The organism is Luteococcus sp. Sow4_B9 (genome assembly GCF_052116585.1).
GTDB lineage: Bacteria > Actinomycetota > Actinomycetes > Propionibacteriales > Propionibacteriaceae > Luteococcus.
This window is the reverse complement of record NZ_JBQKKT010000017.1, coordinates 19,356-42,262: the sequence shown is the minus strand read 5'-3', so window position 1 is coordinate 42,262 and position 22,907 is coordinate 19,356. Positions and strand designations below refer to the sequence as shown.

Sequence of the window (22,907 nt, the reverse complement as noted above, 5' to 3'; positions counted from 1 at the left end):
ACGGTGCATTCTGCAAGGGGGCGCGGTCCGCACGGACAATGCATCAGACGATGCTGTGGAAGGCCGCGCGCAGACCCTCCGCCGAGGGACCTCCCTGCATCACCTGGCGGCTGGCAGACGGCAGCAGCAGGCGGGTGGCGTCACCAAAGATTGCCCGCAAGCCCTCGACCGTACCGCCCTGGGCACCAATGCCCGGAACCAGGATGGAGCCGTTGAAGGCGCTGACGTCACATCCGGGATCCGCATGGGTCCCCCCAACCACCAGGCCGATCGCATTCTGGCCCGAGCGGGTGTTCTCCTGTGCAGCCAGGTCCACCATCATCTGGGAAACCGACCCGCCGCGAGTCGCGGTGGCCAGCTGCACGTCGCCACCTTCCGGGTTGCTGGTGCGCGCCAGCAGGTACAGACCCCGCTCCGTCTGGTGGGCCAGATCAATGGCAGGACGCAGCGACTCGAAACCCAGGTAGGGGCTGAGCGTCACCGCGTCGGCCCGCAGGCTCGAGTCGTCGGACAGATAGGCACGGGCATAACCCGCCATCGTGGAGCCGATGTCGCCGCGCTTGACGTCCAGAATGCTGAGGGCGCCCGCCTGACGGATGTCCTCCAGGACGCGCTCCAGCACGGCGATGCCCGCGGAGCCGTACACCTCGTAGAAGGCGGACTGGGGCTTGAAGACCGCCACCTCGGCCCCGATGGCCTCCACCATGCCGCGGGCACAGGCCTCCAGGCCCGCCACGTCGTCGTCGAGACCCCAGGCCGCGAGGATCTGCGGATGGGGATCGATTCCGACGCACAGGGCACCACGTTCGGCGGTGAGGCGCGCGAGTCGTTCGGCGTAGGTCATGGGGAATCCTCCTGTGGCCTCGACAGGCTCGGCCGGGTGTGATGGGTCAGCGGTGGAGCTGGTTGATGCCCCGCACCAGGGCGGGACCGTTGTAGATGAAGCCGGTGTACACCTGCACCAGCTGCGCGCCGGCGTCGAACATGGCCTGGGCATCGGCGGGGGTCATGATGCCCCCCACGCCCATCACGGGCAGCGAGGACTGCTGCACGATGCGCGCCACCATCTCGCGCGAGCGAACCGTCAGGGGCGCACCGGACAGGCCACCGGCCTCGGTGGCCAACCTCGCGTCACTGCCCCGCAGCCCCTCCCGGGCCAGCGTGGTGTTGGTGGCGATCAGACCACTGATGCCGGCCTCCTCGCAGGTCTGGAGTACCTCGTCCAGGGCCTCCCAGGTCAGGTCCGGCGCCACCTTCACGAAGATCGGCACTGGATTGCCGGGGTTGAGCACCGCGGCCTCCACCACCAGCGCCCGGGTGAGCTCACGCAGGGCCTCGCCGTCCTGCAGGCTGCGCAGTCCCGGCGTATTGGGGCTGGAGATGTTGATCGCGAGGTAGTCCGCCTTGTCGGCCAGCAGACGCAGGCTGGTCAGATAGTCCTCGACGGCCCCGTCCAGCGGCGTGACCTTCGTCTTGCCGATGCTGATGCCCACCGGAATGCCCAGCGCCTGGTTGCCCCGCTCCACGCCCCAGCCGGCCAACCGATCCGCGAGCGTCTGGGCACCTTCATTGTTGAAACCCATCCGGTTGATGATCCCCCCGGACTCCTTGGCCCGGAAGAGCCTCGGCCGCGGATTGCCCGGCTGGGCCTGCGCTGTGACGGTCCCGAGCTCGGCGAAGCCAAATCCCAGACCGGCCCAGGCGCGCGCGGCCACGCCATTCTTGTCCAGCCCCGCGGCAACGCCCACCCGCCCCGGGAACCTGATCCCGGCCAGCGTCGTCCCCTGTCTGCGGCCCAGGGCCGACGCCGAGAGCCGGGCGACGGGCACGGGAACGCTCCCCGCCACGCCCAGGGCACGGATCAGATCCTCGTGGATGGCCTCCGCGTCGCCACCGTGGGCCCGGAAGAGACCCGGCCGCACCACCTGCTGGTACCCGGCGAGCAAACCGCGGGTGACCAGCTCGCTGCCCGTCGCCCGGGCCTGCTCGCCGGCGCTCATGCCCGCTTCTCCAGCGCCTCGGCGACGTCGGCAGCCCACTCCTGCAGCGACTTCACGCCGATGGCATCGGCCACCTGCTCCCCCTGAGCGGCCCGGGCCGTGCGTGCCTCCTGGGCACACAGCGCCTCCACGCCCTGGACGGCGGCGGCCAGTCCCTGCCCGGTGGTGATACAGGGGGCATTCAGCCGCACGGCGGAACTGCGGATCTCGTAGCCGTCGGCCCGCTCACTGCCTCCCGCCTGGCCCGGGGTGTTGAAGACCACGTCCACCTCACCGTCGCGGATCAGATCCACGATGGTCGGCTCGCCATTGGGACCACGGCCCTCCGAGTGCTTGCGCACCACGGTCGACTCGACGCCCTGACGGGCCAGCACCGCGGCGGTGCCCTGCGTCGCCAGGATGGTGAAGCCCAGATCGGCCAGTCGCTTCACCGGGAAGATCGCGTGACGCTTGTCCCGGTTCGCCATCGCGACGAAGAAGGTGCCCGACGTGGGAAGGAACTGCCCCGCCGCGATCTGGCCCTTGGCGAAGGCGACGCCGAAGGTATTGCTCAGGCCCATCACCTCGCCCGTCGAACGCATCTCCGGGCCCAGGATGGTGTCCACATTCTGGCCGGACTCGGTGCGGAAACGGTTGAAGGGAAGCACGGCCTCCTTCACCGCCACCGGGGCGCCGTGCCAGGTGTAGTCACCGTCCACCTCGGCTCGCAGGATGCCCTGGTCACGAAGGTCCTGGATGGAAGCCCCCATCATGATGAGCGTGGCGGCCTTGGCCAGCGGAGTGGCCGTCGCCTTGCTGACGAAGGGAACCGTGCGGCTGGCGCGCGGATTGGCCTCCAGCACGTAGAGGGTGTCGCCGCCGGCCAGGGCGAACTGGATGTTGATCAGGCCCTTCACCCCAACGCCCTTGGCAATGGCCTCGGTGGAACGGCGGATCTCGTCGATGATCTCCTGGCCCAGGGTGATCGGCGGCAGCGAGCAGGCAGAGTCACCGGAGTGCACACCCGCCTCCTCGATGTGCTCCATCACGCCGCCCAGGTAGAGCTCCTGCCCGTCGTACAGCGCGTCCACGTCGATCTCGATCGCATCCTGCAGGAAACGGTCCACCAGCACCGGCGAGGTGGGGCTGATCAGCGTCGAGCTGGCGATGTAGCGCTGCAGGCTGGCCTCGTCATAGACGATCTCCATCCCGCGACCACCCAGCACATAGCTGGGGCGCACCAGCACCGGGTAGCCAATGGACTGCGCGACGCTGCGGGCCTGCTCGAAGCTGACGGCCATGCCGTGCGCCGGAGCACGCAGGCCAGCGTCGGCCAGGACCGCCTCGAAGGCGCCGCGCTCCTCCGCCAGGTGAATCGCCTCCGGGCTGGTGCCGACGATGGGAACGCCGGCGTCCTTGAGCTGCTGGGCGAGCTTCAACGGGGTCTGGCCACCGAGCTGCACGATGACACCGGCGACGGGGCCGGCCTGGCACTCGGCGTGGTAGATCTCCAGCACGTCCTCCAGCGTCAGCGGCTCGAAGTACAGACGATCAGAGGTGTCGTAGTCGGTGGAGACCGTCTCCGGATTGCAGTTGACCATGATGGACTCGTAGCCCGCCTCGGTCAGCGCCATCGCGGCGTGCACACAGGAGTAGTCGAACTCGATGCCCTGACCGATGCGGTTCGGGCCCGAACCCAGGATCAGCACGGCCGGCTTCTCGCGCGGCGCGATCTCGGTCTCCTCGTCATAGGACGAGTAGTGGTAGGGGGTCTTGGCGGCGAATTCGGCGGCGCAGGTGTCGACGGTCTTGTACACCGGGCGGATGCCCAGCGCCCAGCGAACGCCGCGCACCACGTCGGTGCTCATGTTGCAGGCGGCGGCGATCTGGGCGTCCGAGAAGCCGTGCCGCTTGGCCTTGCGCAGCAGTTCCGGCGTGAGCTCGCTGGCCTCGGCCACTTCGCGGGCCACCTCCACCAGGATCACCAGCTGGTCGATGAACCACGGGTCGATCTTGGTGGCGTCGAAGACCTCCTGCGGCGTGGCGCCTGCCATCAGGGCCTGGAAGACCTCTCCCAGACGCCCGTCGTGCGGGCGCTTGACGAGCTCGAGCAGCTCCTCCTTGCTACGTTCCGGCATGGTCAGCACGAAGGGTGCCTTGGGGTCCTCCAGCGAGCGCAGGGCCTTGCCCAGCGCCTCGGTGAAGTTGCGGCCCAGGCTCATCGCCTCGCCGACGCTCTTCATGTGCGTGGTCAGGGTGTCGTCGGCCTGCGGGAACTTCTCGAAGGCGAAGCGGGGCACCTTCACCACGACGTAGTCCAGGGCCGGCTCGAAGCTGGCCGGCGTCTCCTCGGTGATGTCATTGGTGATCTCGTCCAGCGTGTAGCCGGTGGCCACCTTGGCGGCGATCTTGGCGATCGGGAAACCAGTCGCCTTCGACGCCAGCGCCGACGATCGGGAAACGCGGGGGTTCATCTCGATCACGACCATCCGGCCGTTCTCGGGATTGATCGCGAACTGGATGTTGCAGCCGCCGGTGTCCACGCCCACGCGCCGGATGATCTCGATGCCGACGTCGCGCATGAACTGGTATTCACGGTCCGTCAGGGTCATCGCCGGGGCGACGGTGATCGAGTCACCGGTGTGCACGCCCATCGGGTCGAGGTTCTCGATCGAGCAGATGATGACGACATTGTCCGCCTTGTCGCGCATCAGCTCCAGCTCGTATTCCTTCCAGCCCAGGATGGACTCCTCGATGAGGACCTCGGTGGACGGGCTGAGGTCCAGGCCAGTGCCGGCGATGCGGCGCAGCTCCTCCTCGTCGTGGGCGAAACCAGAACCGGCGCCACCCATGGTGAAGCTGGGGCGCACGACCACCGGGTAACCCAGGTGGTTCGCCGCGGCAACCACCTCGTCGATCGTGTGACAGATCTCCGAACGGGCCACCTCGGCCACGCCACCGGGCACGTCGAGCGAGGTGACGATGTCATTGAACTTCTGACGGTCCTCACCGCGCTGGATGGCATCGAAGTTGGCGCCGATCATCTCCACGCCGTACTTCTCCAGCACGCCGTTCTCGTGCAGGGCGACGGCAGTGTTCAGTGCGGTCTGGCCGCCCAGGGTGGGCAGGATCGCGTCGGGACGCTCCTTGGCGATCACCTTCTCCACGAATTCCGGGGTGATCGGCTCGACATAGGTGGCGTCGGCGAATTCCGGATCGGTCATGATCGTGGCCGGGTTGGAGTTGACCAGGATCACCCGGTAGCCCTCGTCGCGCAGGACGCGGCAGGCCTGGGTTCCGGAGTAGTCGAACTCGGCGGCCTGGCCGATGACGATCGGGCCGGATCCGATGACCAGGATCGAGGAGATGTCAGTGCGCTTGGGCATCAGTTGGTGCCTTCCTGGTTCTGCTGGTTGGCCTGGTTCTGCTGGTTGGCCTGGTTCTGCTGGTTGGCCGGGTTCTGCTGCGCGGTGGCGGCGTCGAGCATCTCGACGAAACGGTCGAACAGGTAGCTCGAGTCATGGGGGCCGGCCGCGGCCTCCGGGTGGTACTGCACGCTGAAGCCCACCAGCTTGCCGTCGCGGCGCAGCTCAAGGCCCTCCACGACATTGTCGTTCAGGCAGACATGGCTCACGGTGGCGGTGCCGAACTCAGTCTCGGTGGGCTGGTCCACCGGCGCGTCCACGGCGAAGCCATGGTTCTGGGCAGTGATCTCCACCTTGCCCGTGGTGCGATCCATCACCGGCTGGTTGGCACCTCGGTGGCCGTACTTGAGCTTGTAGGTGCCAAAACCCAGGGCTCGTCCAAAGAGCTGGTTGCCGAAGCAGATGCCGAAATAGGGGTAGCCGGCGCGTAGCACCTGCTGCAGCACCTCCACTGGGCCATCCGCGGTGGAGGGGTCGCCGGGACCATTGGAGAAGAAGACCCCGTCCGGCTTGATCCGCTCGATCTCCTCGAAGCTCGCCGTGGCCGGCAGGATGTGCTGCTCGATGCCGCGGGCCGCCAGCCGCACCGGCGTACTGGCCTTGATGCCCATGTCCATCACCACGACGGTGAACTTCTTCTCACCGTCGGGCTGGACGACGTGCGCCTCGGGGGTGGTCACGTCGTCGACGAGGCTGAGGCCAGCCATGGAGGGCTGTTCGAGCACCTGCTGGCGCAGCGCCTCCGGATCCAGAACCTCGGTGCTGATGGCGACGCGCATCACCCCGCACTCGCGCAGGTGACGGGTCAGGGCTCGGGTGTCGATCCCGCTGATCCCCACGATGCCCTGCTTGACCAGTTCCTCGTCGAGGCTGCGTCGGCTGCGCCAGTTGGAGGAGATCCGCGCAGGATCGCGCACGACATAGCCGGCGGCCCAGATGCGCTCCGACTCGCTGTCCTCGTCATTCCATCCGGTGTTGCCGATGTGTGGCGATGTGGCCACGATCACCTGACGGTGGAAGCTGGGATCGGTGAGGGTCTCCTGGTATCCGGACATTCCGGTGGTGAAGACTGCCTCACCGAAGGTGGTTCCGGCGGCACCGTAGGAGGTGCCGCGGAAATGGCGGCCATCCTCCAGAACCAGAATCGCGGGAACCGACGATTGCGAGACGAACTGGGACGAGGTCATGGCCATCCTCCCCTGCCCGAGCCGGGCAAGGCCTTGCGGGTGAGTGATCGTCGGGAACCCTATCAGGACCGACCGGTGTCACTGACCACGACCAGAATTTTTGGCACACGTTCACTGATCACCCTGCGGTGCGCGCACCCGTGCCGCGATGGCATCGATGGCATCCCGGCAGAGGATTCGCACCGCGCCCCTGACAGAGCGAAGACGCAACGAGGGGCCCGTCTCCGGACCCCTCGTCGAGGATGGTGGGTTCACCGCACGGCAACCGTCGCAGTTGTCACTTCTTGGTCCGGACCGCCTGGGCCAGCAAACCATTCAGGAAGGCGGCCGAGTCCTCCGTGGAGAACTCCGTCGCCAGCGACACCGCTTCACCGATGATGGCCTCGTCGGCCACGTCGGTGTGGTCGATCTCCCAGACGGCCACCCGCGCCAGATTGCGATCAACCCGGGGCATCCGCTCCAGCGTCCACTGGGCGCTGCAGCACTCCTCGATGCGCTCGTCGATGCGGGCCATGTGCTCGTCGACGCCGCGGATGATCTCCTGGGCGAAGGGGCGCACGGCGGGCTCACCCTCGGCGATGTGCTCATCGAGGGTGATCAGCAGGTCCCGGTCACGCAATTCCGCCTCGAAGAGGATGTCGAGCGCCTGCTTGCGTGCCTTGGTGCGGCTGCTGTGGTGCGGGTTGGGCACCACGGGCACCGGCTCGGCCGAGATCTTGAGCAGATCCGGCCGGCCGGGAACCGGGGTGCCAACGATGTCGTCGGTCATCAGTTGGTGACGCGCGAGAGGTACTCGCCCGTGCGGGTGTCCACCTTGATCTTCTCGCCGGTGGTGATGAACAGCGGGACCTGCACCTGCTTGCCGGTCTCCAGCGTCGCGGGCTTGGTGCCACCCGTGGAACGATCGCCCTGCAGACCGGGCTCGGTGTAGGTGATCTCGAGCTCGACCGAGGCCGGCATCTCGAGGAAGAGCGGGTTGCCCTCGTGGATGGCAACCGTGGCCACGGTGTTCTCGAGGAGGTAGTCCTTGGCGTCGCCGACGGTCTCCTCGGGCAGGGTCATCTGGTCGTAGGTGGTCACGTCCATGAAGACGAAGCCGTCACCGTCGTGGTACAGGTACTGCATGTCCCGACGGTCGACCGTCGCGGTGTCGACCTTGGTGTCCGAGTTGAAGGTCTTGTCGACGACCTTGCCCGTCAGCACGTGCTTCAGCTTGGACCGCACGACGGTGTTGCCCTTGCCGGGCTTGTGGTGCTGGAACCAGATGACCTGCCAGAGCTGTCCGTCGAGGTCCAGGACCAAGCCGTTCTTGAAATCGTTGGTGGAAACCACGTACTTCCCTTTCAAAGCCTTGTGCCGAAAGTCCGGCACGTCAGTTTAACCCACACGACGTGGACACCCCACCGGGTCGACACGGCCACCACTAGGGTGGCGCGCATGCAGGCGCTTCCCAAGGTGGCCACCGAGCCCAAGACCTCGTCCCAGCACGTCACGCTGAGCCCACGCTCGTCGCTGGGCAGCAGTGACGTGACCGACGACAGTCTGGTCACCGAGCTGGTCATCGGGGAGCTGGCCCTCGAGCAGCACAGCAGCGAGTTCGTGGAACTCGCGAGCGTGCTGGTGCAAGCCGGCGGACTGGCATCCTCCGACTGGTACCGCACCAACTGGGTCGACGTGGAACTGCACGACGTGGATGCGGCCAATGCGTCCTTCACGGAGTCCGGCCTCAAGCGTGTGCTCTGGTCTCGGGCGCGGCTGGTGGGTCTGCAGGCCAGCGGCTGCACCCTGCACGACGTGATCCACCGGGAGTGTCCGATGGCCATGAGCTCCCTGCGCTTCGCCAACATGACCCGGGTCACCTTCGTGGACTGCGACCTGTCCGGTGTCGACTTCACGCATGCACGCCTGGCCGATGTCACCTTCCTGAACTGTCGCCTGGACGGCGCCCAGTTCTCCCAGGCCCAGTGCGAACGTGTGCTGGTACGCGGCGGAAGCCTCGAGGCGATCCAGGGGCTCGATGGGCTGCGCGGCGCGGTCTTCGACGACGTGGACCTGGCCGACCTGGCCCATCAGATGGCCAGCCTGCTGGGCCTGCAGCTGATGGTGGGCTGACTCGGTTCAGCTGCGCCGGCCAGCGTCATACGGGACGATGTCCTGTGCAGCGAGGTCCTCCTCTGTCACCGGGGATCGGCCATGGAGATCCTGGGCCAACTCGCTCAGCTCGGAACGATCCTCCGCTGCCTGCAATTCCTGTTCCAGTTCCTGGTCGGCAAGCTCAGGGATGTCCTTGTTCTCCTCGTCCATGCACCCCACTGTGCTGACAGGAGTGGACACCGAACAAGCGTTTTCGCTGGGAACGTACAGACTCCCCCGCGCCTCTCGGCCCCCGGACAGACGACGATCCCGGACAGACGAAGATCCGGACAGACGAAGATCCCCGCACCCTGAGGTGCGGGGATCGTTGTGTGGTGGAGCTAAGGGGATTCGAACCCCTGGCCTCTTCCATGCCATGGAAGCGCGCTACCAACTGCGCCATAGCCCCGTGTCGAGCGTCCCTCTGGCGAACGCCTGCCAGTGGGCAATTTGCAAAAATCCCGATCCACGAGGAACCGGGATTCTGAAGCGGCCCGACGAACGGGCCACCTGGTGGAGCTAAGGGGATTCGAACCCCTGGCCTCTTCCATGCCATGGAAGCGCGCTACCAACTGCGCCATAGCCCCAGATGGGCGTCTCAGCGAGCGTTTCCGCTCTTTGCGACTTCGAGAACATTACACGTCTGTGATTGATGGTGCAAATCACTCGGCACGATCCGCGACGCGGTTGTACGCCTCCAGTCGCCACGGCCGGTCTGACGTGCGAACCAGACTCGACCAACCGCAGTTGGCCACCGGCCCCAGTTGCCAGCTGTGCGCAAAGTCCCACCCCAGCAGGTAGCCGCACGCCATCCGAATGGCCAGTCCGTGCGAGACGACGACAACGGTGCGTCCTTCGTGCTGTCCGGCGATGTCGGTCAGGGCAAGGCGCATGCGGATCCCGACCTCGTCGGCGGTCTCACCCTCGGGTGAGCGACGAAAGTCACGGCCACTGCGCAGGGCGTCGGCGAAAGTGGGATCCCGCTCAGCCATCTCAAGACCGGTCAGCCCACCCCACGATCCGACATTGATCTCCTGGACCCGGGGATCCGTGGCCACCGGCAGGCCAGTCAGTGCGGACACGAAGGAGGCGGTCTCGGCAGCACGGGAGAGGTTCGACGAGATCAACACCTCCGGCCCCAGGGCCGCCACGTGGGGCGCGGCGGCCCGGGCCTGCTGACGCCCGACGTCGTTCAGCCCGACGTCGAGCTGGCCCTGGAAACGACCCTCCACATTCCAGTCGGTCTGCCCATGACGCAACAGCACCAGCCGGGTGGCTGGTGCTGATGACTGTGCGACGAGACTGCTCACGTCCTGTTCACTCCTGCTCGGGTGACTCGTTCTCGGGATTCGCTGCGGGCTCGTCGAGCTCCAGCTCGATGCGCGGGCAATCCTTCCAGAGACGCTCCAACGAGTACATCTCGCGCTCCTCCGTGTGCTGGACGTGCACGACGACGTCGATGTAGTCCAGCAGGACCCAACGGTTCTCCCGGTCGCCCTCGCGCCGGACCGGCTTGGTCTGGTTCTTGAGCAGCTCCTCCTCGATGCCGTCCACCACGGCGCCCACCTGGCGCTCATTGCCCGCCGAGACCACCAGGAAGATGTCGGTGATGGCGAGCTGTTCGCTGACGTCAAAGGCGACGATATTGGTACCGAGCTTGTCGGCAGCAGCCTGTGCCGCGATCCTGGCGATGTTGATGGCGTTCTCGGTTGCGCTCACGCACTGTCCTTCGGGTTGTCACTCGGGTTGGAACGAAGACGTTCATTCTCCATGGCGGCGATCTCGGCCAGCTGGTCTGGCGTCACTGACGGATCGACGGGTTCTGGTGTCACCTGCGCAGCACCGTAGAGGCCACGCTTGGCGATGTACTGCACGATGCCTTCCGGAACCAGATACCAGATGGGAAGCCCCTCCTTGGTCCGGTTGCGGCAGTCCGTCGACGAGATGGCCATGGCGGGCACCTCGAGCAGCGTCACCTTGTCATCGGGGAGGTGGGTGATGTCCTCCTCCCCCAGCGGCACCCCGGGACGGCTGACGCCGATGAAGTGGGCCAGGTCGAAGAGTTCCTCGGCGCCGCGCCAGGTCAGGATCTTGGCGAGCGCATCCGCACCGGTGATGAAGAACAGGTCCACGTCCTCGCCGCGATTGCGGCGCAGGTCCTTCAGGGTGTCGACGGTGTAGGTGTCCCCGGGCCGGTCGATGTCAACCCTGGAGACACTGAACCTCGGGTTCGAGGCCGTGGCGATCACGGTCATCAGGTACCGGTCCTCGGCCATGGACACCTTGCGGCCGGCCTTCTGCCACGGCACGCCCGTCGGCACGAAGACGACCTCGTCCAGACCAAACCGGGCTGCGACCTCGCTGGCCGCCACCAGGTGTCCGTGGTGGATCGGGTCAAAGGTGCCGCCCATGACACCCAGACGCCACCGCCGACCGTTGTCGGAGTGGACGATCCCCATCGCCGACTCGTCGGAGCCGGAAGTCATCGCAGCTCGCTCAGCTGTGCGGGCGGTTGCCGCCGACGTTCATGACGGCAAGCAGGGCCAGCAGCATCGCGGCCAGCGCGATCAGGGCGTAGACGATCGTGGGCACGGAGGATTCAAGAAGCACCAGAGACATGGCCGCAGCCTAGCGGAATCAGGCGCGGATGTGCCCGTCTCCCACGACGATGTACTTCGACGAGGTCATCTCGGGCAGAGCCATCGGGCCGCGGGCGTGCAGCTTCTGCGTCGAGATGCCGATCTCCGCACCGAAGCCGAACTCCCCGCCGTCCACGAAGCGGCTCGAGGCGTTGACCAGGACGGCGGCCGCGTCCACCTCCGCCGTGAAGCGATTGGCGGTGGCCAGGTTGGTGGTGATGATGGTCTCCGAGTGGCCCGAGCTGTGGGCCCGGATGTGCTCGATCGCCTCGTCGACCCCGGCCACGAGACGGGCCGCGAGGTCAAGGGAGAGGTACTCCGCATCGAACTCGTCCACCCGTGCCGGGAGAGCCCCCGGGGCGACGCTGGTGAAGGACTCGTCCCCGTGCACCGTCACACCTGCGCCATTCAGCGCAGACATCACCCGGGGGACGAACTGTTCGGCGATCTGCTCGTGCACCAGCAGCGTCTCCAGGGCATTGCACACGCTCGGTCGCTGCGTCTTGGCATTCAGGATGATCTGCAGCGCCATGTCCTGATCGGCATCCACGTCGACGAACAGGTGGCAGTTGCCGGTACCAGTCTCGATCACCGGGACGGTGGAGCCGTTCACGACGGCATTGATCAAGCCTGCCCCACCACGGGGGATCAGCACGTCCACCAGTCCCCGAGCCGTCATCATCTCACCAGTGACCTCTCGGCCCCCCTCCACCAAGCAGACCGCGTCGGGATTCAGCCCCTGGCCTTCCAGCCCGGTGCGCAGCGCGGCCACCACGGCACGATTCGAGTTCAGAGCGGACGACGAACCGCGCAGCAGGGCGGCATTGCCGGACTTCAGGCAGATGCCCGCAGCATCGGCGGTGACATTGGGACGCGCCTCGTAGATGATCCCAACGACGCCGAAGGGCACCCGGACCTGGGTGATGCGCACCCCGGCAGCCGTGGTGAAGCCTCGCAGCACGTCTCCCACGGGATCGGCCAGGGCCGCCAGGTCCCGCAGGCCCTGGACCATGCCCGCGATCCGCTCACCGGTCAGGGTGAGCCGGTCCACCATCGCATCCGCAGTGCCTGCCTCGCGGGCCGCCTCGACGTCCAACCGGTTGGCGGCGAGGACGTCCTGTTCGGCGGCGGCCAGGGCGTCAGCCATGGCGTGCAGGGCTGCATCCTTGCGGCCTCGGGGCAGGGTGGCGAGCTCGCGGGCAGCGGTGCGGGCGGCAGAGGCCTGGGTGGTGAAGGGCGTCGTCATGGCCCCAGCCTATGCGCTCGCAACCGCTGCCCCGACGCGCGTTCAGTTGGTGATGAAGCGGGCGATCACGGCCGCCAGCTCGTCCTGGGTGCTCACCCCGAGCGCCTGTTGCCCGGTGTCCTGGGCGATCTTCTGGAGGCTTGGCATGTCCGCATCCGGGCCGAGCCCCACGTACAGCACCCGCACCGGACGCTGTGGATCGGCGCTGGCGTTCAGCTCCTTCACCAGACTGTCCAGGGTGTGCTTCTCCTGCGCGTCCGAGGCCTTGCCGTCGGTGACCACCACGATGCGGTTGTCCGCCTCCTGCTGGTAGTCCTCGTGGGCGGTGCGCCATGCCTGGGCGATCGCGTCGTACAGGGGTGTTCCCCCACCGATGGGCGGGTTCGCGAAGAGCTTCTTCGTCTGTGTCGAATTCTTCTGGAAAGTGGGCGACGAGACGACGTCGAGAGGCACCGGGTACTCGATCACCGGCTTCAGGTCGTCGTCGGCACGGAAGGTCATCACGCCCGTACTCATGGACGGCGGCCACACCCCCCACAGCTGCAGCACCATCTTGCTGAGCACCTCCATGCGTGTCTGACCTCCGGCGCCGCCCATCGGCTGCGCCATCGATCCGGACAGGTCGAGTGCCAACAGGACGGAGTAGCGGCGCGCGTACTGACGCGACAGTGTCTGAGCGGCCTCGAACCGGTCGGCGCTCACCGGCACCGGCGCTGGCGCCGCGGCATCGAGCCAGACCCGGTTGAGCTTGTCCCCGGGAATCTGCGCGGAGGCAGTGCGCACCCCCGCCTCGGCCAGCGCCTTCGAGCCCGCCTGCTCCTTGAGCCACTGCGCGAACTGCGCCGGCACGGTCTCCTCGCCACCAGGCGCCAGGACGGCCATCTGGATGGCCGACCCCTTGCCGAGCGGAGTGCCACCGATGCCGTCCGGGTTGGCCAGCACCAGGTGTTCGGTGGTGATACCGGTGCGCGGACCGGCCGCCTGGGCAATCGCGGCGTCGGCCCGGTGCGACTCCAGGACCTGGGTGACCTTGTCCACGGATGGCCGCTCCACGATGCGGTGCTGCATCACGGCCATCGACTGCTGCACGGCCGTCCCACCGAAGGGGTTGCCATTGGGCGCTTCACCCTGGCCCACCTGCGCCAGGAGATCGGAGAAGCCCACGGCACCGACGACGCTCTCCTCGGCCGGTGGGACGACCAGTTTCACCTGCCCCCACTCCGGCCTGCCAAAGGTTCCCCAGTTGCCGCGGATCGGCGAGAGCATCTGCAGAGTGCGAGCGTCCATGGGCCCCTTGAGGGCGTCGAAGACCTCGGCGCGGTTCGCCACCACGATGGGGCTCCAGCCCACCACGCTGGCGGTCAACTGGTCACCACCATGGGCCGCGCGTGACGTCCAGACCGGATCCTCGGGGATCCAGGCATCCTCCTGCAGTCCTTGTTCGGCCACCTCGCGGGAAGACTTCTCCACCAGTTGGGGAGCGGCACAGCCCGATCTGTGCCAGGCCTCGCCCGCGGCTCGTGCCGCCGGCAGCCATGCCGGATCGACGGCAATGGTGATCTGGTCCTGGCATTGTGCGGGTGAGTCCCCACGCATCTGTTTTGTCGCCGCGTAGGCGCCGGCCGAGACCACCATCACCCCCGCCACGGCAGCTGCGGCCATCTTCTTGCCGCCCCAGGATCGCTTGTCAGTGGGCTCCACGAGAGCACGACGCGGTTGCATACAACTTCCCCCCCCGAAAGTGTGTGTACGCATCCACCGTAGCCGTACCGGTGTCGATCGGCGAGAGCGGCTCCCAGATGGACAGCAGCCCCTCACCCTGCAAGGGAGCGTCGGGGGCGTGACGGCGCTTCAGCGCCGCCTGCGGCCAGAGCTGGGCAGGACCACCATCGCGTCGCGGTGCACGATCGCGCTGGCAAAGTGTGGCCCCAGTTGCTCGCCCAGGTCATGGGTATTGCGTCCCAGCATCCGGGGCAAGTCGTCGGACCCGAAACCCACCAGCCCCCGCGCGACCACCGTTCCGGACGGCGCCACCAGGTCCACCGGGTCTCCCGCGACGAAATCCCCCTCGACGGCGGTGATTCCGGCAGCCAGCAGCGACGCACTCGTCTCCACCATGGCGCGCACGGCTCCCTCGTCGAGAAGCAGCCTGCCCTTCGCATCCGTCGCATGGACCATCCAGAGCAGGCGCCGGGGGCGCTTCTTGCCGTTGGGTTCGAAGCTGGTCCCCACCTCCGCGCCGGCCATGGCCTCCTTGGCCTGGTCCGCCCGAGCCAGCACGACCGCAATCCCAGCCCCCGTGGCCAGTTCCGCTGCCTGCAGCTTGGTGGTCATCCCACCGCTGCCGATCGACGTGCCGGCCTTGTGGGTGTCCACCTCCAGGTCGTGAACATCGCTGACGTGCTCGATGCGCCGCGAATCCGGATCGTCAGGATGGGCCGTGTACAGCCCGTCGACGTCGCTCAACAGGACCAGCGCGTCTGCGCGGACCATCTGCGCCACCAGCGCCGCGAGGCGGTCATTGTCACCGAAACGGATCTCCTGGGTGGCCACCGTGTCGTTCTCGTTGACGATCGGCACGGCCTGGAGGCTCAACAGCTTGGCGATGGTGCGCAGGGCATTGCGGTAGCTCTTGCGTCGCTTGACGTCGTCAACGGTCAACAGGATCTGCCCGACCCGCAGGCCGTGCATTCCGAAGCGCTCCGTGTACTCCTGGATCAGCAGTCCCTGGCCGACGGAGGCCGCGGCCTGCTGGGTGGCCAGGTCCGACGGCCTGCGGGCCAGACCAAGGGGCGCCAGACCAGCCGCGATGGCGCCCGAGCTGATCAGCACCACCTGCGTGCCGTGCGCGCGAACATCCGCGATGGCATCCACCAGCTGGTGCAGGCGCTGGGTGTCGATGCCCCCCTCGACCGTGGTCAAGGAGGACGATCCGACCTTGACGACGATCCGGTTGGCCTGCCGCAGTGCCTCCCTCATGGATTCAGTCGTCCTCGCCGTCGTCGTGGACGAGGTACTCGGTCTCCACCTCGTCGTCAGGCGACTCCCCCACCGCGGCATAGTCGGCCTCGAAGCCGTTGTCATCCTCCTCATCGGGGTCATAGCCAGCTGTGGTGGCGTTGATGACGCGCCAGGCGTCCCGGTGCATCCCCCCGCGCCGCTCCTGGTACTCCGCATCCTTCTCGCGGCGACGCGCCACGGCCGGACGCTGCTCGTCCAGACGCTGGTCCTCACCGCGACGCGACAGCAGCTCGGCTCCCGACTCCATCTGCGGGGCGAAGTCGAAGACGACGGGATCGTCACCCGCACCGATGGCCACCGCATCCCCCGCCCGCGCACCGATCTCCAACAACTTGTCCTCAACGCCCAGGCGGTTCAGTCGGTCAGCCAGGTAGCCGACGGCCTCACCATTGTTGAAGTCGGTCTGCCGGACCCAACGCTCCGGCTTCTCGCCGCGCACCCGCCACACGAATCCACCCTCACCGTCGCCCATCCTCTTGATGGTGAAGGGATTCTTCTCGGCCACGGCCTTGGGCTGGATGACGATCTTCTTGGGCGCAGGCGGAGGCAGGAGCTTGCGCCGCTGCTCCACCAGATCAGCCATCGCAAAGGTCAGCCCGTTGAGGCCCTCGCCGGACTTGGTGGAGATGACGAAGGTCTTCAGACCACGGGCCTCCACGTCCGCCCGGACCATCTCCGCGATGTCAGCGGCATCCGGGATGTCCACCTTGTTGAGTGCCACCAGGCGCGGCCGATCCTCCAGACCGCCATGGGCGGTCAGTTCCGCCTCGATGATGTCCAGGTCAGTGAGTGGATCGCGTCCCGGCTCGAAGGTGGCGCAGTCCACGACGTGCACGATGGCCTGGCAGCGTTCGATGTGGCGCAGGAAATCGAAGCCCAGACCCTTGCCCATGCTCGCGCCCTCGATGAGGCCGGGCACATCCGCCACGGTGTAGGTGGTCTCCCCCGCAACGACGACCCCCAGGTTCGGGACGAGCGTGGTGAAGGGATAGTCGGCGATCTTGGGACGCGCACGGCTGATCGCCGCGATCAGGGAGCTCTTGCCGGCACTGGGGAATCCCACCAGGCCCACATCGGCCACCACCTTGAGCTCGAGCATGATCTTGCGGCTCTCGCCCTCCTCGCCCAGCAGGGCGAAGCCGGGGGCCTTGCGAGCGGTGCTGGCCAATGCGGCATTGCCCAGGCCACCCCGTCCACCAGCGGCGACGACGGCCTCGACATTGTCGCCGGTGAGGTCAGCGAGCACCTCGCCGGTGTCCGCGTCGGTGATGATGGTGCCCTCGGGAACCCCCAGCACGGCATCCTCGCCTCGGGAACCGTTCTTGTGGTCGCCCATGCCGGGCTGGCCATTGCTGGCCTTGCGAACGCTCTGGCGGTGGAACTCCACCAGCGTGGTGACCTGGGGATCCACCCTGAGCACCACGGAGCCACCGTCGCCGCCATTGCCACCGTCGGGGCCACCGAGCGGCTTGAACTTCTCACGATGCACCGAGGCGCAACCGTGTCCGCCATTTCCGGCGATGACGTTGAGCGTCACGCGGTCGACGAAGGAGGGAATGGCCATGGATACAACTCTCTTGAAGACATCGGGGTGCTAGCCAACGGGGATGGATTCCCCGCCAGCCTGACAAGTCTAGCTGGCAGGCCCACCGCGACCCTGCTGCGCCGAACCACCGGAAACCAGAGCGGACCGGAAACCAGAGCGGACCGGAAACCAGGGCGGGGGGCGCCAGCCGTTCGGCTGCCGCACCCCGCAGGTCTGGTGTCCTTCAGTGGCTCATCTGTCTTCAGGGCTCACTTGGCAGTGACCCTCAGCGTTGCCACGGCGTAGTTGGCGTCCTCATTGTGTGACGTGAGACCGATGGCCTGCAGCGGCTCCACATTCTCGCGGTCGGCCTGCTTCATGCCGTCGATGAAGAGCGGCTTGAGGGCATCCAGATTCACGAAGACGCCACCCTGGGCTTGTTCCGGCTTGGCGAAGGCGGCCTTGAAGGCGCCATTCTTCTCCAACGGGTCATCATTCTTGGCGACCTTGGTGGACCACGCCGTGTCCAGACCGACGACGGTCAGCTTGTCCGAGCCCTCGACGGTGGCACCAGCCTGGCCGAGTCCAGCCTTGTCCACCAGCTCGGTGATGCGCGCCTTGTCGCCCGTGCTCGCGATGGACAACGGCAATTGCGACGGATCCTGCATCTGCTCCAGCTTCTGCTTGTCGAGCGGGCCGACCGCAACGCGGAAGTCGTCGCCCAGCAGGGCCTTCAGATCATCGGGCAGCTTGACCTGCGCCTGCTGCTCGATCTCGGCGATCGACGTGCCGCTGGACTCGATGGCCTTCTTGATCGCATCCCAGTTGTCGTCCACCAGCTGCTGGCCACCGGCAAGACCGATGGCCACCGTGGTGTCAGCGGGCAGTTCGTCCACGGCGCTGAAAGTGGTGCTGGACTTCAGGTCCTCGGTGGACTTCATGACCACCTTGAACTCGGGGTTGCCGTCGGTGAAGCGCAGGGTGCCGGCCCCACTGCGCATCGGGCTCTGCTCCAGCTGCTTGTTGAGCTCATCGGTGGACTGTCCGGAGGCCTGCTGCAGCTCGTCGCCGACCGCGCCATCCTTGGAGAGCTGCGTCAGCCCCTCCTTGGTTCCCCAGAAGTTGACGATGCCCTGCTGACCCAACTTGTCGAAGTCCTCGGTGAACTCGGCCTTCTTGCTCAGCGGGGCGTTGGCGGCGTCGGTCACGGCCTTGTCTGCCTCGCCCTGGTCTTCGGCGAGCATGAGGTAGCCCTCCGCGTAGGCGACGCCCATCTCCTTGTTCGAGTCGGAGCACTCCTCCAGCTTTTTGATGCCGTCACGGGCAGGCTGCTCGTCGGAGACCTCCACGGCGACGATCGGGTCCTTGGCGCCTTCGCGCACGGCCACGCCCATCCGGTCACCGAGCCAGGGCTTGATGTCGGCCTCGTAGTTGATCGACGAGCACGAGGAGTCCTTGCTCATCGACTCCCAGAGCTCCTGCTTCAGGTCGCCCTGTTCGGTGAGGTTGATCTTCTCGCGGAAGGCAGGGAACTTCATCGCGAAGCGCACCATCTCGGCCTTCTGGCTGAGATCGGGATTGGCATTGAGCTCGGTGAAACCGATCACGTCGGCCGGCATCACCGCGGCCGACGACTCGGCTCCGCTCTTGCGCAGGTCAAAGGGGTCGGCAATCGCGACGCCACCGCCCACGGCAAGCAGCGCTGCCAGACCAGCCAGACCAGCCTTCGCCCCGGTGCTCATGGACTTCTTGGCAGGCTCGGTCTCGAACTGCCCTGGGGCGGGGCTGACGGCAGCATCGGCGGGCATCTGCGGGGGAACGAACTCGGGGGGACGATTCTCGGTCATCGCGGTTCCTTGCTGTAGTTGGGTGACGCCCCCAGCGTAGGCAGCGCGGTGTCAGCCACCGGGGCACGGTCACCGGACGGCTCGTCATTCTCAGAAGGTGTCAAGGTACTGACACGAGCGGGAATGACACGAGCGGTAATGACACCAGAGACAATGACGCGAGGGCGGCCCCCAGCTGGGGACCGCCCTCGCGTCAGTACTGGGACCAGTTGGTCTCGTCAGCTCGCTGCAACCTCGGCGGGCAGGATGTTGACGACGCGGCGACCACGACGGGTGCCGAACTGGACATTGCCCTCCACCAGGGCGAACAGGGTGTCGTCGCCACCGCGACCGACGCCGTCACCGGGGTGGAAGTGGGTTCCACGCTGGCGGACGATGATCTCGCCAGCGTTCACCAGCTCGCCGCCGAAGCGCTTCACGCCGAGGCGCTGCGCGTTCGAGTCGCGGCCGTTCTTGGACGAAGATGCGCCCTTCTTGTGTGCCATGTCAGCTCCCTCAGGCCTTGATACCGGTGATCTTCACCTGGGTGTACTTCTGACGGTGCCCCTGGCGCTTCTTGTAACCGGTCTTGTTCTTGTACTTCATGATGCGGATCTTGGGACCCTTGGTCTCAGCCAGCACCTCGGCCGAAACCGAGGCCTTCTCAAGGGCGCCCTTGTCAGAGGTGACGGTCTCGCCGTCAACCAACAGCAGGGGGGTCAGCTCGACGCTGTCGCCCACCTTGTCAGTCACCTTGTCGATCTCGACAACGTCGCCAACGGCAACCTTGTGCTGGCGGCCGCCACTGCGCACGATCGCGTACACGCCTGACCTACTCTCGTTCGATGTCTTGAGGAAAAATCCAGCCGGCTCCAGGCCGGTTGAAAGTCATTCGGTGGGCACTTGGCGACTGCAGCGACTGCAACACGCCCGCAACCCGGACCGACCGCCAACTTTACCGTTCCGAGCGGACACGGTCAAACTGACGGCCAGCCAGTCGTGATCAGTGCTTGCGACCCCGGCGGCCGCCCCCGTGGTGACGATCCCCGCCGTCGGCCGGAGCCTGGCTCTCCACCGGATGGTCGTGGCGCACATAGCCACGCCCACCGCAGTGGTCACATTCCTCCGTGAAGGCCTCCGCCAGACCGGTGCCGATCTTCTTGCGGGTCATCTGCACCAGACCCAGGCTGGTCACCTCGGCCACCTGATGACGGGTGCGGTCCCGCCCCAGGCACTCCACCAGACGGCGCAGCAGCAGCTCACGGTTGCTGGGCAGCACCATGTCAATGAAGTCGATGACGATGATGCCGCCAATGTCACGCAGCCGCAGCTGGCGCACGACCTCCTCGGCCGCCTCCAGGTTGTTGCTGGTGACCGTGGCCTCCAGGTTGCCGCCGGTGCCGGTGAACTTGCCGGTGTTGACGTCGATCACCGTCATGGCCTCGGTGCGGTCGATCACCAGGGAACCACCGGAAGGCAGGAAGACCTTGCGCTCCAGTGCCTTGGCGATCTGCTCGTCGATCTTGTGCTTGGTGAACAGGTCTCCCTGGCTCTGGGTGTCCCAGCGGGTCAAGCGGTCGGCCAGATGCGGCGCCACGTGGCTGACATAACCGTTGATCGCCTCATAGGCATCCTCGGAGCCCCCATTGCCGGCCACGACCAGTTCACTGAAGTCCTCCGTGAACAGGTCACGCACGATCCGCACCGTCAGGTCCGGCTCGGCGTACAGCTGCTGGGGAGCGCTGCCCTGCTTGGACTTCTTCTCGATGATCTCCCACTGCGCCTTGAGGCGGTTCACGTCGCGCACCAGCTCCTCCTCGCTGGCACCCTCGGCGGCGGTCCGGACGATGACCGACGAGCTGTCGTCGATCAGGTCGCCCAGGATCTCCTTGAGACGGTGTCGCTCGGAATCGGCCAGCTTGCGGCTGATGCCCGACAAGTGGCCACCCGGCGAGTAGACCACATAGCGGCCGGGCAGCGAGATGTGCCCGGTCAGCCGGGCTCCCTTGGCACCCACGGGATCCTTGGAGACCTGGACCAGAACGGTCTGCCCGCTCTTGAGGACCTGCTCCACCTTCTTCTGCTCACCGGCGGCACCGTACTGGGACCAGTCGATCTCACCGGCGTAGAGCACGGCATTGCGGCCCCGGCCAATGTCGATGAAGGCGGCCTCCATGCTGGGCAGGACATTCTGTACCCGTCCCAGGTAGATGTTGCCGATCAGGCTGGTGGCAGAGGCGCGGTCCACATAGTGCTCGACGAGGATGTTGTCCTCCAGCACGGCCAGCTGCGTGTACTCCTCGCCCTGGCGGATCACCATCCGACGGTCCACGGACTCCCGACGGGCCAGGAACTCGGCCTCGGACAGGATCGGCGCGCGGCGGCGGCCGGCGGCGCGACCCTCACGACGACGCTGCTTCTTGGCCTCCATGCGGGTGGAGCCGTCGATACCAGTGACCTCATCGGCGGCCTGGGCGGCGGTACGGATGCGGCGGGGCTCGCGGACGCGCACGACGACATCGCTGGGGTCGTCCTCGGCCCCACCAGTGTCCTCGCCACGGCGGCGACGGCGGCGACGACGACGGCGACCATTGCTGCTGCCCTGATCGTCCTGCTCGTCGTTGTTGTCGTCCTGCTCGTCGGAGGAGTCGTCCGCACCATCCTTCGAGTCGGAGTCTGCAGAGCCGGCTTCGTCCTCGTCATCCTCGGAATCGGAGTCCTCGGAACCGTTCGAGTCGGCGGAGCGGCGACGACGGCGACCACCACGACGGCGGCGACGACGGCGGGTGCCCCCCTCTTGTTCTTCCTGGGCGGCGTCCTCGTCGTCCTGATCCGAGTCGTCATCGGAGTCAGTACCCTCGACGGTGGTCTCCTCGTCCGTCGTCGGCAGGGCCTCCTCACCCTCGGCGGCCTCATCGGCTGCCTGCTCGTCCTGCTCCACGGCCTCGGGGTCCTGGGCCAGCAGTTCTGCCTCGGGAGCGGAGCCCTCGGCTGCCGGATCGTCCATCCGGGCAATCGACTCGGCCAGCGAGTTCAGGACAGCTTGGGCGTCCACCTCACCGTTCTCGTCCACCGGAAGGGTGCGGCTCACGAAGGGATTGGCAACGGCCTTGGCCACCTTGCGGGTGCGACGCGGGCGCTCGGCGCTGGCAGCGGTCACGGCCGCCAACCGGGCATCGACGTCGCCGGACTCCTCGGCCGGCTGCTCCTGCGTCGCCGCCTGCTTGCGGCTGCGACGACGACGGGCCGGCGCCGGAGCCTCCTGCGGCTCATCGCCCTGGACAGCATCAGTGGACTGCTCGAGGGCGGCGGCCTGGTGTGCCTCGTCGGATGTGGTTTCCTGGGCGGACGTGGCTTCCTCGGCGGATGCCGGGCTCGTGGTGGGCTCGGCGGTCTTGCGACTGCGGGTGCGACGGGCACGGGTGGACCGGGCCGGCGCGGCCTGGGGGCTCTCAGACTCACTGACCTGGGGGGCCTCGGCCACCGGAGCCTGCGCATCGCTGGTCACGTCGGGCTCGTCGACCGGGCTCTGGGCCTCACGGGCGGCGGCCTCGAAGGCGGGGACGGTCTGCGCGGTGACGGCGGGCGCTTCGACGGGAGCCGGGGCCGCGGCCTGGCGGGTCGCCCGACGACGCTTGGGCTTCTCGGCAGCGTCCTCGGCTGGGGCCTCGGGCTGCGCGACGACGCTTGCCGTGCCTGCGGCCTTGGTCACCGGGACGACGGCCTCGGCCACCTCGACGGTCTTGGGCGGTCCGGCCGGACGTCCAGCGGCGCGCCGGCGACGAACCGGCTGCGTCTCCGTGACCTCGGACTGCGTTCCCTCGGACGGGGTTGCATCGGACATTGATTCATCGAGCATGTGTGCTCCTCAGCACCACGTGGGTGCAGTACGTCAGCCGAGACCTGACACGGTCTCGGCCGAAAAG

General features: G+C 67.1%; 20 protein-coding genes and 2 tRNA genes. 1 reads left to right on the top strand and 21 read right to left on the bottom strand.

What is annotated here, in order from left to right; translation table 11 throughout:
- Positions 1–43: 43 nt before the first annotated feature.
- The 6 genes from pyrF to efp all read right to left on the bottom strand — a co-directional run bounded on the left by pyrF (position 44) and on the right by efp (position 7,923).
- Positions 44–844 carry an orotidine-5'-phosphate decarboxylase gene (gene pyrF, locus ACTQ49_RS10880; RefSeq protein ID WP_441827863.1) on the bottom strand — a complete coding sequence of 267 codons (801 nt, stop codon included), beginning with the start codon at positions 842–844 and terminating at the stop codon, positions 44–46.
- Between the two features lie 46 nt (positions 845–890).
- Entirely contained in the window at positions 891–2,000 is a 1,110-nt protein-coding gene (locus ACTQ49_RS10875; protein ID WP_441827862.1) for a quinone-dependent dihydroorotate dehydrogenase, read from the bottom strand.
- Positions 1,997–5,365: a carbamoyl-phosphate synthase large subunit gene (carB, locus tag ACTQ49_RS10870; protein WP_441827861.1), complete on the bottom strand. Its 3,369-nt coding sequence runs from the start codon at positions 5,363–5,365 to the stop codon at positions 1,997–1,999. Before carB ends, ACTQ49_RS10875 begins: the two co-directional genes overlap by 4 nt.
- The gene (gene carA / locus ACTQ49_RS10865; protein WP_441827860.1) at positions 5,365–6,591 is read right to left on the bottom strand and encodes a glutamine-hydrolyzing carbamoyl-phosphate synthase small subunit; all 1,227 of its coding nucleotides are present in this window, start codon (positions 6,589–6,591) and stop codon (positions 5,365–5,367) included. Before carA ends, carB begins: the two co-directional genes overlap by 1 nt.
- A 277-nt stretch (positions 6,592–6,868) precedes the next feature.
- Positions 6,869–7,360 carry a transcription antitermination factor NusB gene (nusB, locus tag ACTQ49_RS10860; protein ID WP_441827859.1) on the bottom strand — a complete coding sequence of 164 codons (492 nt, stop codon included), beginning with the start codon at positions 7,358–7,360 and terminating at the stop codon, positions 6,869–6,871.
- Positions 7,360–7,923, bottom strand: coding sequence for an elongation factor P (gene efp / locus ACTQ49_RS10855; RefSeq protein WP_441827858.1), 564 nt, complete (start codon positions 7,921–7,923; stop codon positions 7,360–7,362). Before efp ends, nusB begins: the two co-directional genes overlap by 1 nt.
- Before the next feature lie 105 nt (positions 7,924–8,028).
- Between efp and ACTQ49_RS10850 the strand changes: the two genes are divergently transcribed.
- Positions 8,029–8,703, top strand: a complete 675-nt coding sequence (locus ACTQ49_RS10850; RefSeq protein WP_441827857.1) for a pentapeptide repeat-containing protein — start codon at positions 8,029–8,031, stop codon at positions 8,701–8,703.
- A gap of 6 nt (positions 8,704–8,709) precedes the next feature.
- Here the strand turns inward: ACTQ49_RS10850 and ACTQ49_RS10845 are convergent, their stop codons facing one another.
- The 15 genes from ACTQ49_RS10845 to ACTQ49_RS10775 form a co-directional block, all read right to left on the bottom strand.
- Complete coding sequence (locus ACTQ49_RS10845) at positions 8,710–8,895, bottom strand: hypothetical protein (protein ID WP_441827856.1); 186 nt, start codon at positions 8,893–8,895, stop codon at positions 8,710–8,712.
- Between the two features lie 162 nt (positions 8,896–9,057).
- Positions 9,058–9,133: transfer RNA gene (locus ACTQ49_RS10840), tRNA-Ala, on the bottom strand.
- A 102-nt stretch (positions 9,134–9,235) separates the two neighbouring features.
- Positions 9,236–9,311: transfer RNA gene (locus ACTQ49_RS10835), tRNA-Ala, on the bottom strand.
- 75 nt (positions 9,312–9,386) lie between these two features.
- Positions 9,387–10,034, bottom strand: coding sequence for a histidine phosphatase family protein (locus ACTQ49_RS10830; protein WP_441827855.1), 648 nt, complete (start codon positions 10,032–10,034; stop codon positions 9,387–9,389).
- Between the two features lie 7 nt (positions 10,035–10,041).
- Complete coding sequence (rsfS, locus tag ACTQ49_RS10825) at positions 10,042–10,443, bottom strand: ribosome silencing factor (protein WP_441827854.1); 402 nt, start codon at positions 10,441–10,443, stop codon at positions 10,042–10,044.
- On the bottom strand, positions 10,440–11,210 hold the full coding sequence (nadD, locus tag ACTQ49_RS10820; RefSeq protein ID WP_441827853.1) for a nicotinate-nucleotide adenylyltransferase: 771 nt from the start codon (positions 11,208–11,210) through the stop codon (positions 10,440–10,442). Before nadD ends, rsfS begins: the two co-directional genes overlap by 4 nt.
- Before the next feature lie 10 nt (positions 11,211–11,220).
- Positions 11,221–11,343, bottom strand: coding sequence for a hypothetical protein (locus tag ACTQ49_RS10815; RefSeq protein ID WP_441827852.1), 123 nt, complete (start codon positions 11,341–11,343; stop codon positions 11,221–11,223).
- A gap of 18 nt (positions 11,344–11,361) precedes the next feature.
- Positions 11,362–12,609, bottom strand: coding sequence for a glutamate-5-semialdehyde dehydrogenase (locus tag ACTQ49_RS10810; RefSeq protein WP_441827851.1), 1,248 nt, complete (start codon positions 12,607–12,609; stop codon positions 11,362–11,364).
- A 42-nt stretch (positions 12,610–12,651) separates the two neighbouring features.
- Entirely contained in the window at positions 12,652–14,331 is a 1,680-nt protein-coding gene (locus ACTQ49_RS10805; RefSeq protein ID WP_441827850.1) for a vWA domain-containing protein, read from the bottom strand.
- Positions 14,332–14,460: 129 nt separating this feature from the next.
- Positions 14,461–15,588 (bottom strand): glutamate 5-kinase, encoded by a 1,128-nt coding sequence (gene proB / locus ACTQ49_RS10800; RefSeq protein ID WP_441827849.1) that lies wholly within the window; start codon positions 15,586–15,588, stop codon positions 14,461–14,463.
- Between the two features lie 4 nt (positions 15,589–15,592).
- A complete protein-coding gene (obgE, locus tag ACTQ49_RS10795) occupies positions 15,593–17,194 on the bottom strand; it encodes a GTPase ObgE (protein WP_441827848.1) in 1,602 nt (533 codons plus the stop codon).
- A 230-nt stretch (positions 17,195–17,424) separates the two neighbouring features.
- A complete protein-coding gene (locus tag ACTQ49_RS10790; RefSeq protein ID WP_441827847.1) occupies positions 17,425–19,002 on the bottom strand; it encodes a DUF3352 domain-containing protein in 1,578 nt (525 codons plus the stop codon).
- Positions 19,003–19,220: 218 nt separating this feature from the next.
- Positions 19,221–19,487 (bottom strand): 50S ribosomal protein L27, encoded by a 267-nt coding sequence (rpmA, locus tag ACTQ49_RS10785; RefSeq protein WP_441827846.1) that lies wholly within the window; start codon positions 19,485–19,487, stop codon positions 19,221–19,223.
- 10 nt (positions 19,488–19,497) lie between these two features.
- The gene (gene rplU / locus ACTQ49_RS10780; RefSeq protein ID WP_342101151.1) at positions 19,498–19,806 is read right to left on the bottom strand and encodes a 50S ribosomal protein L21; all 309 of its coding nucleotides are present in this window, start codon (positions 19,804–19,806) and stop codon (positions 19,498–19,500) included.
- Between the two features lie 178 nt (positions 19,807–19,984).
- Positions 19,985–22,840 carry an Rne/Rng family ribonuclease gene (locus tag ACTQ49_RS10775; RefSeq protein ID WP_441827845.1) on the bottom strand — a complete coding sequence of 952 codons (2,856 nt, stop codon included), beginning with the start codon at positions 22,838–22,840 and terminating at the stop codon, positions 19,985–19,987.
- Between the last annotated feature and the right edge of the window lie 67 nt (positions 22,841–22,907).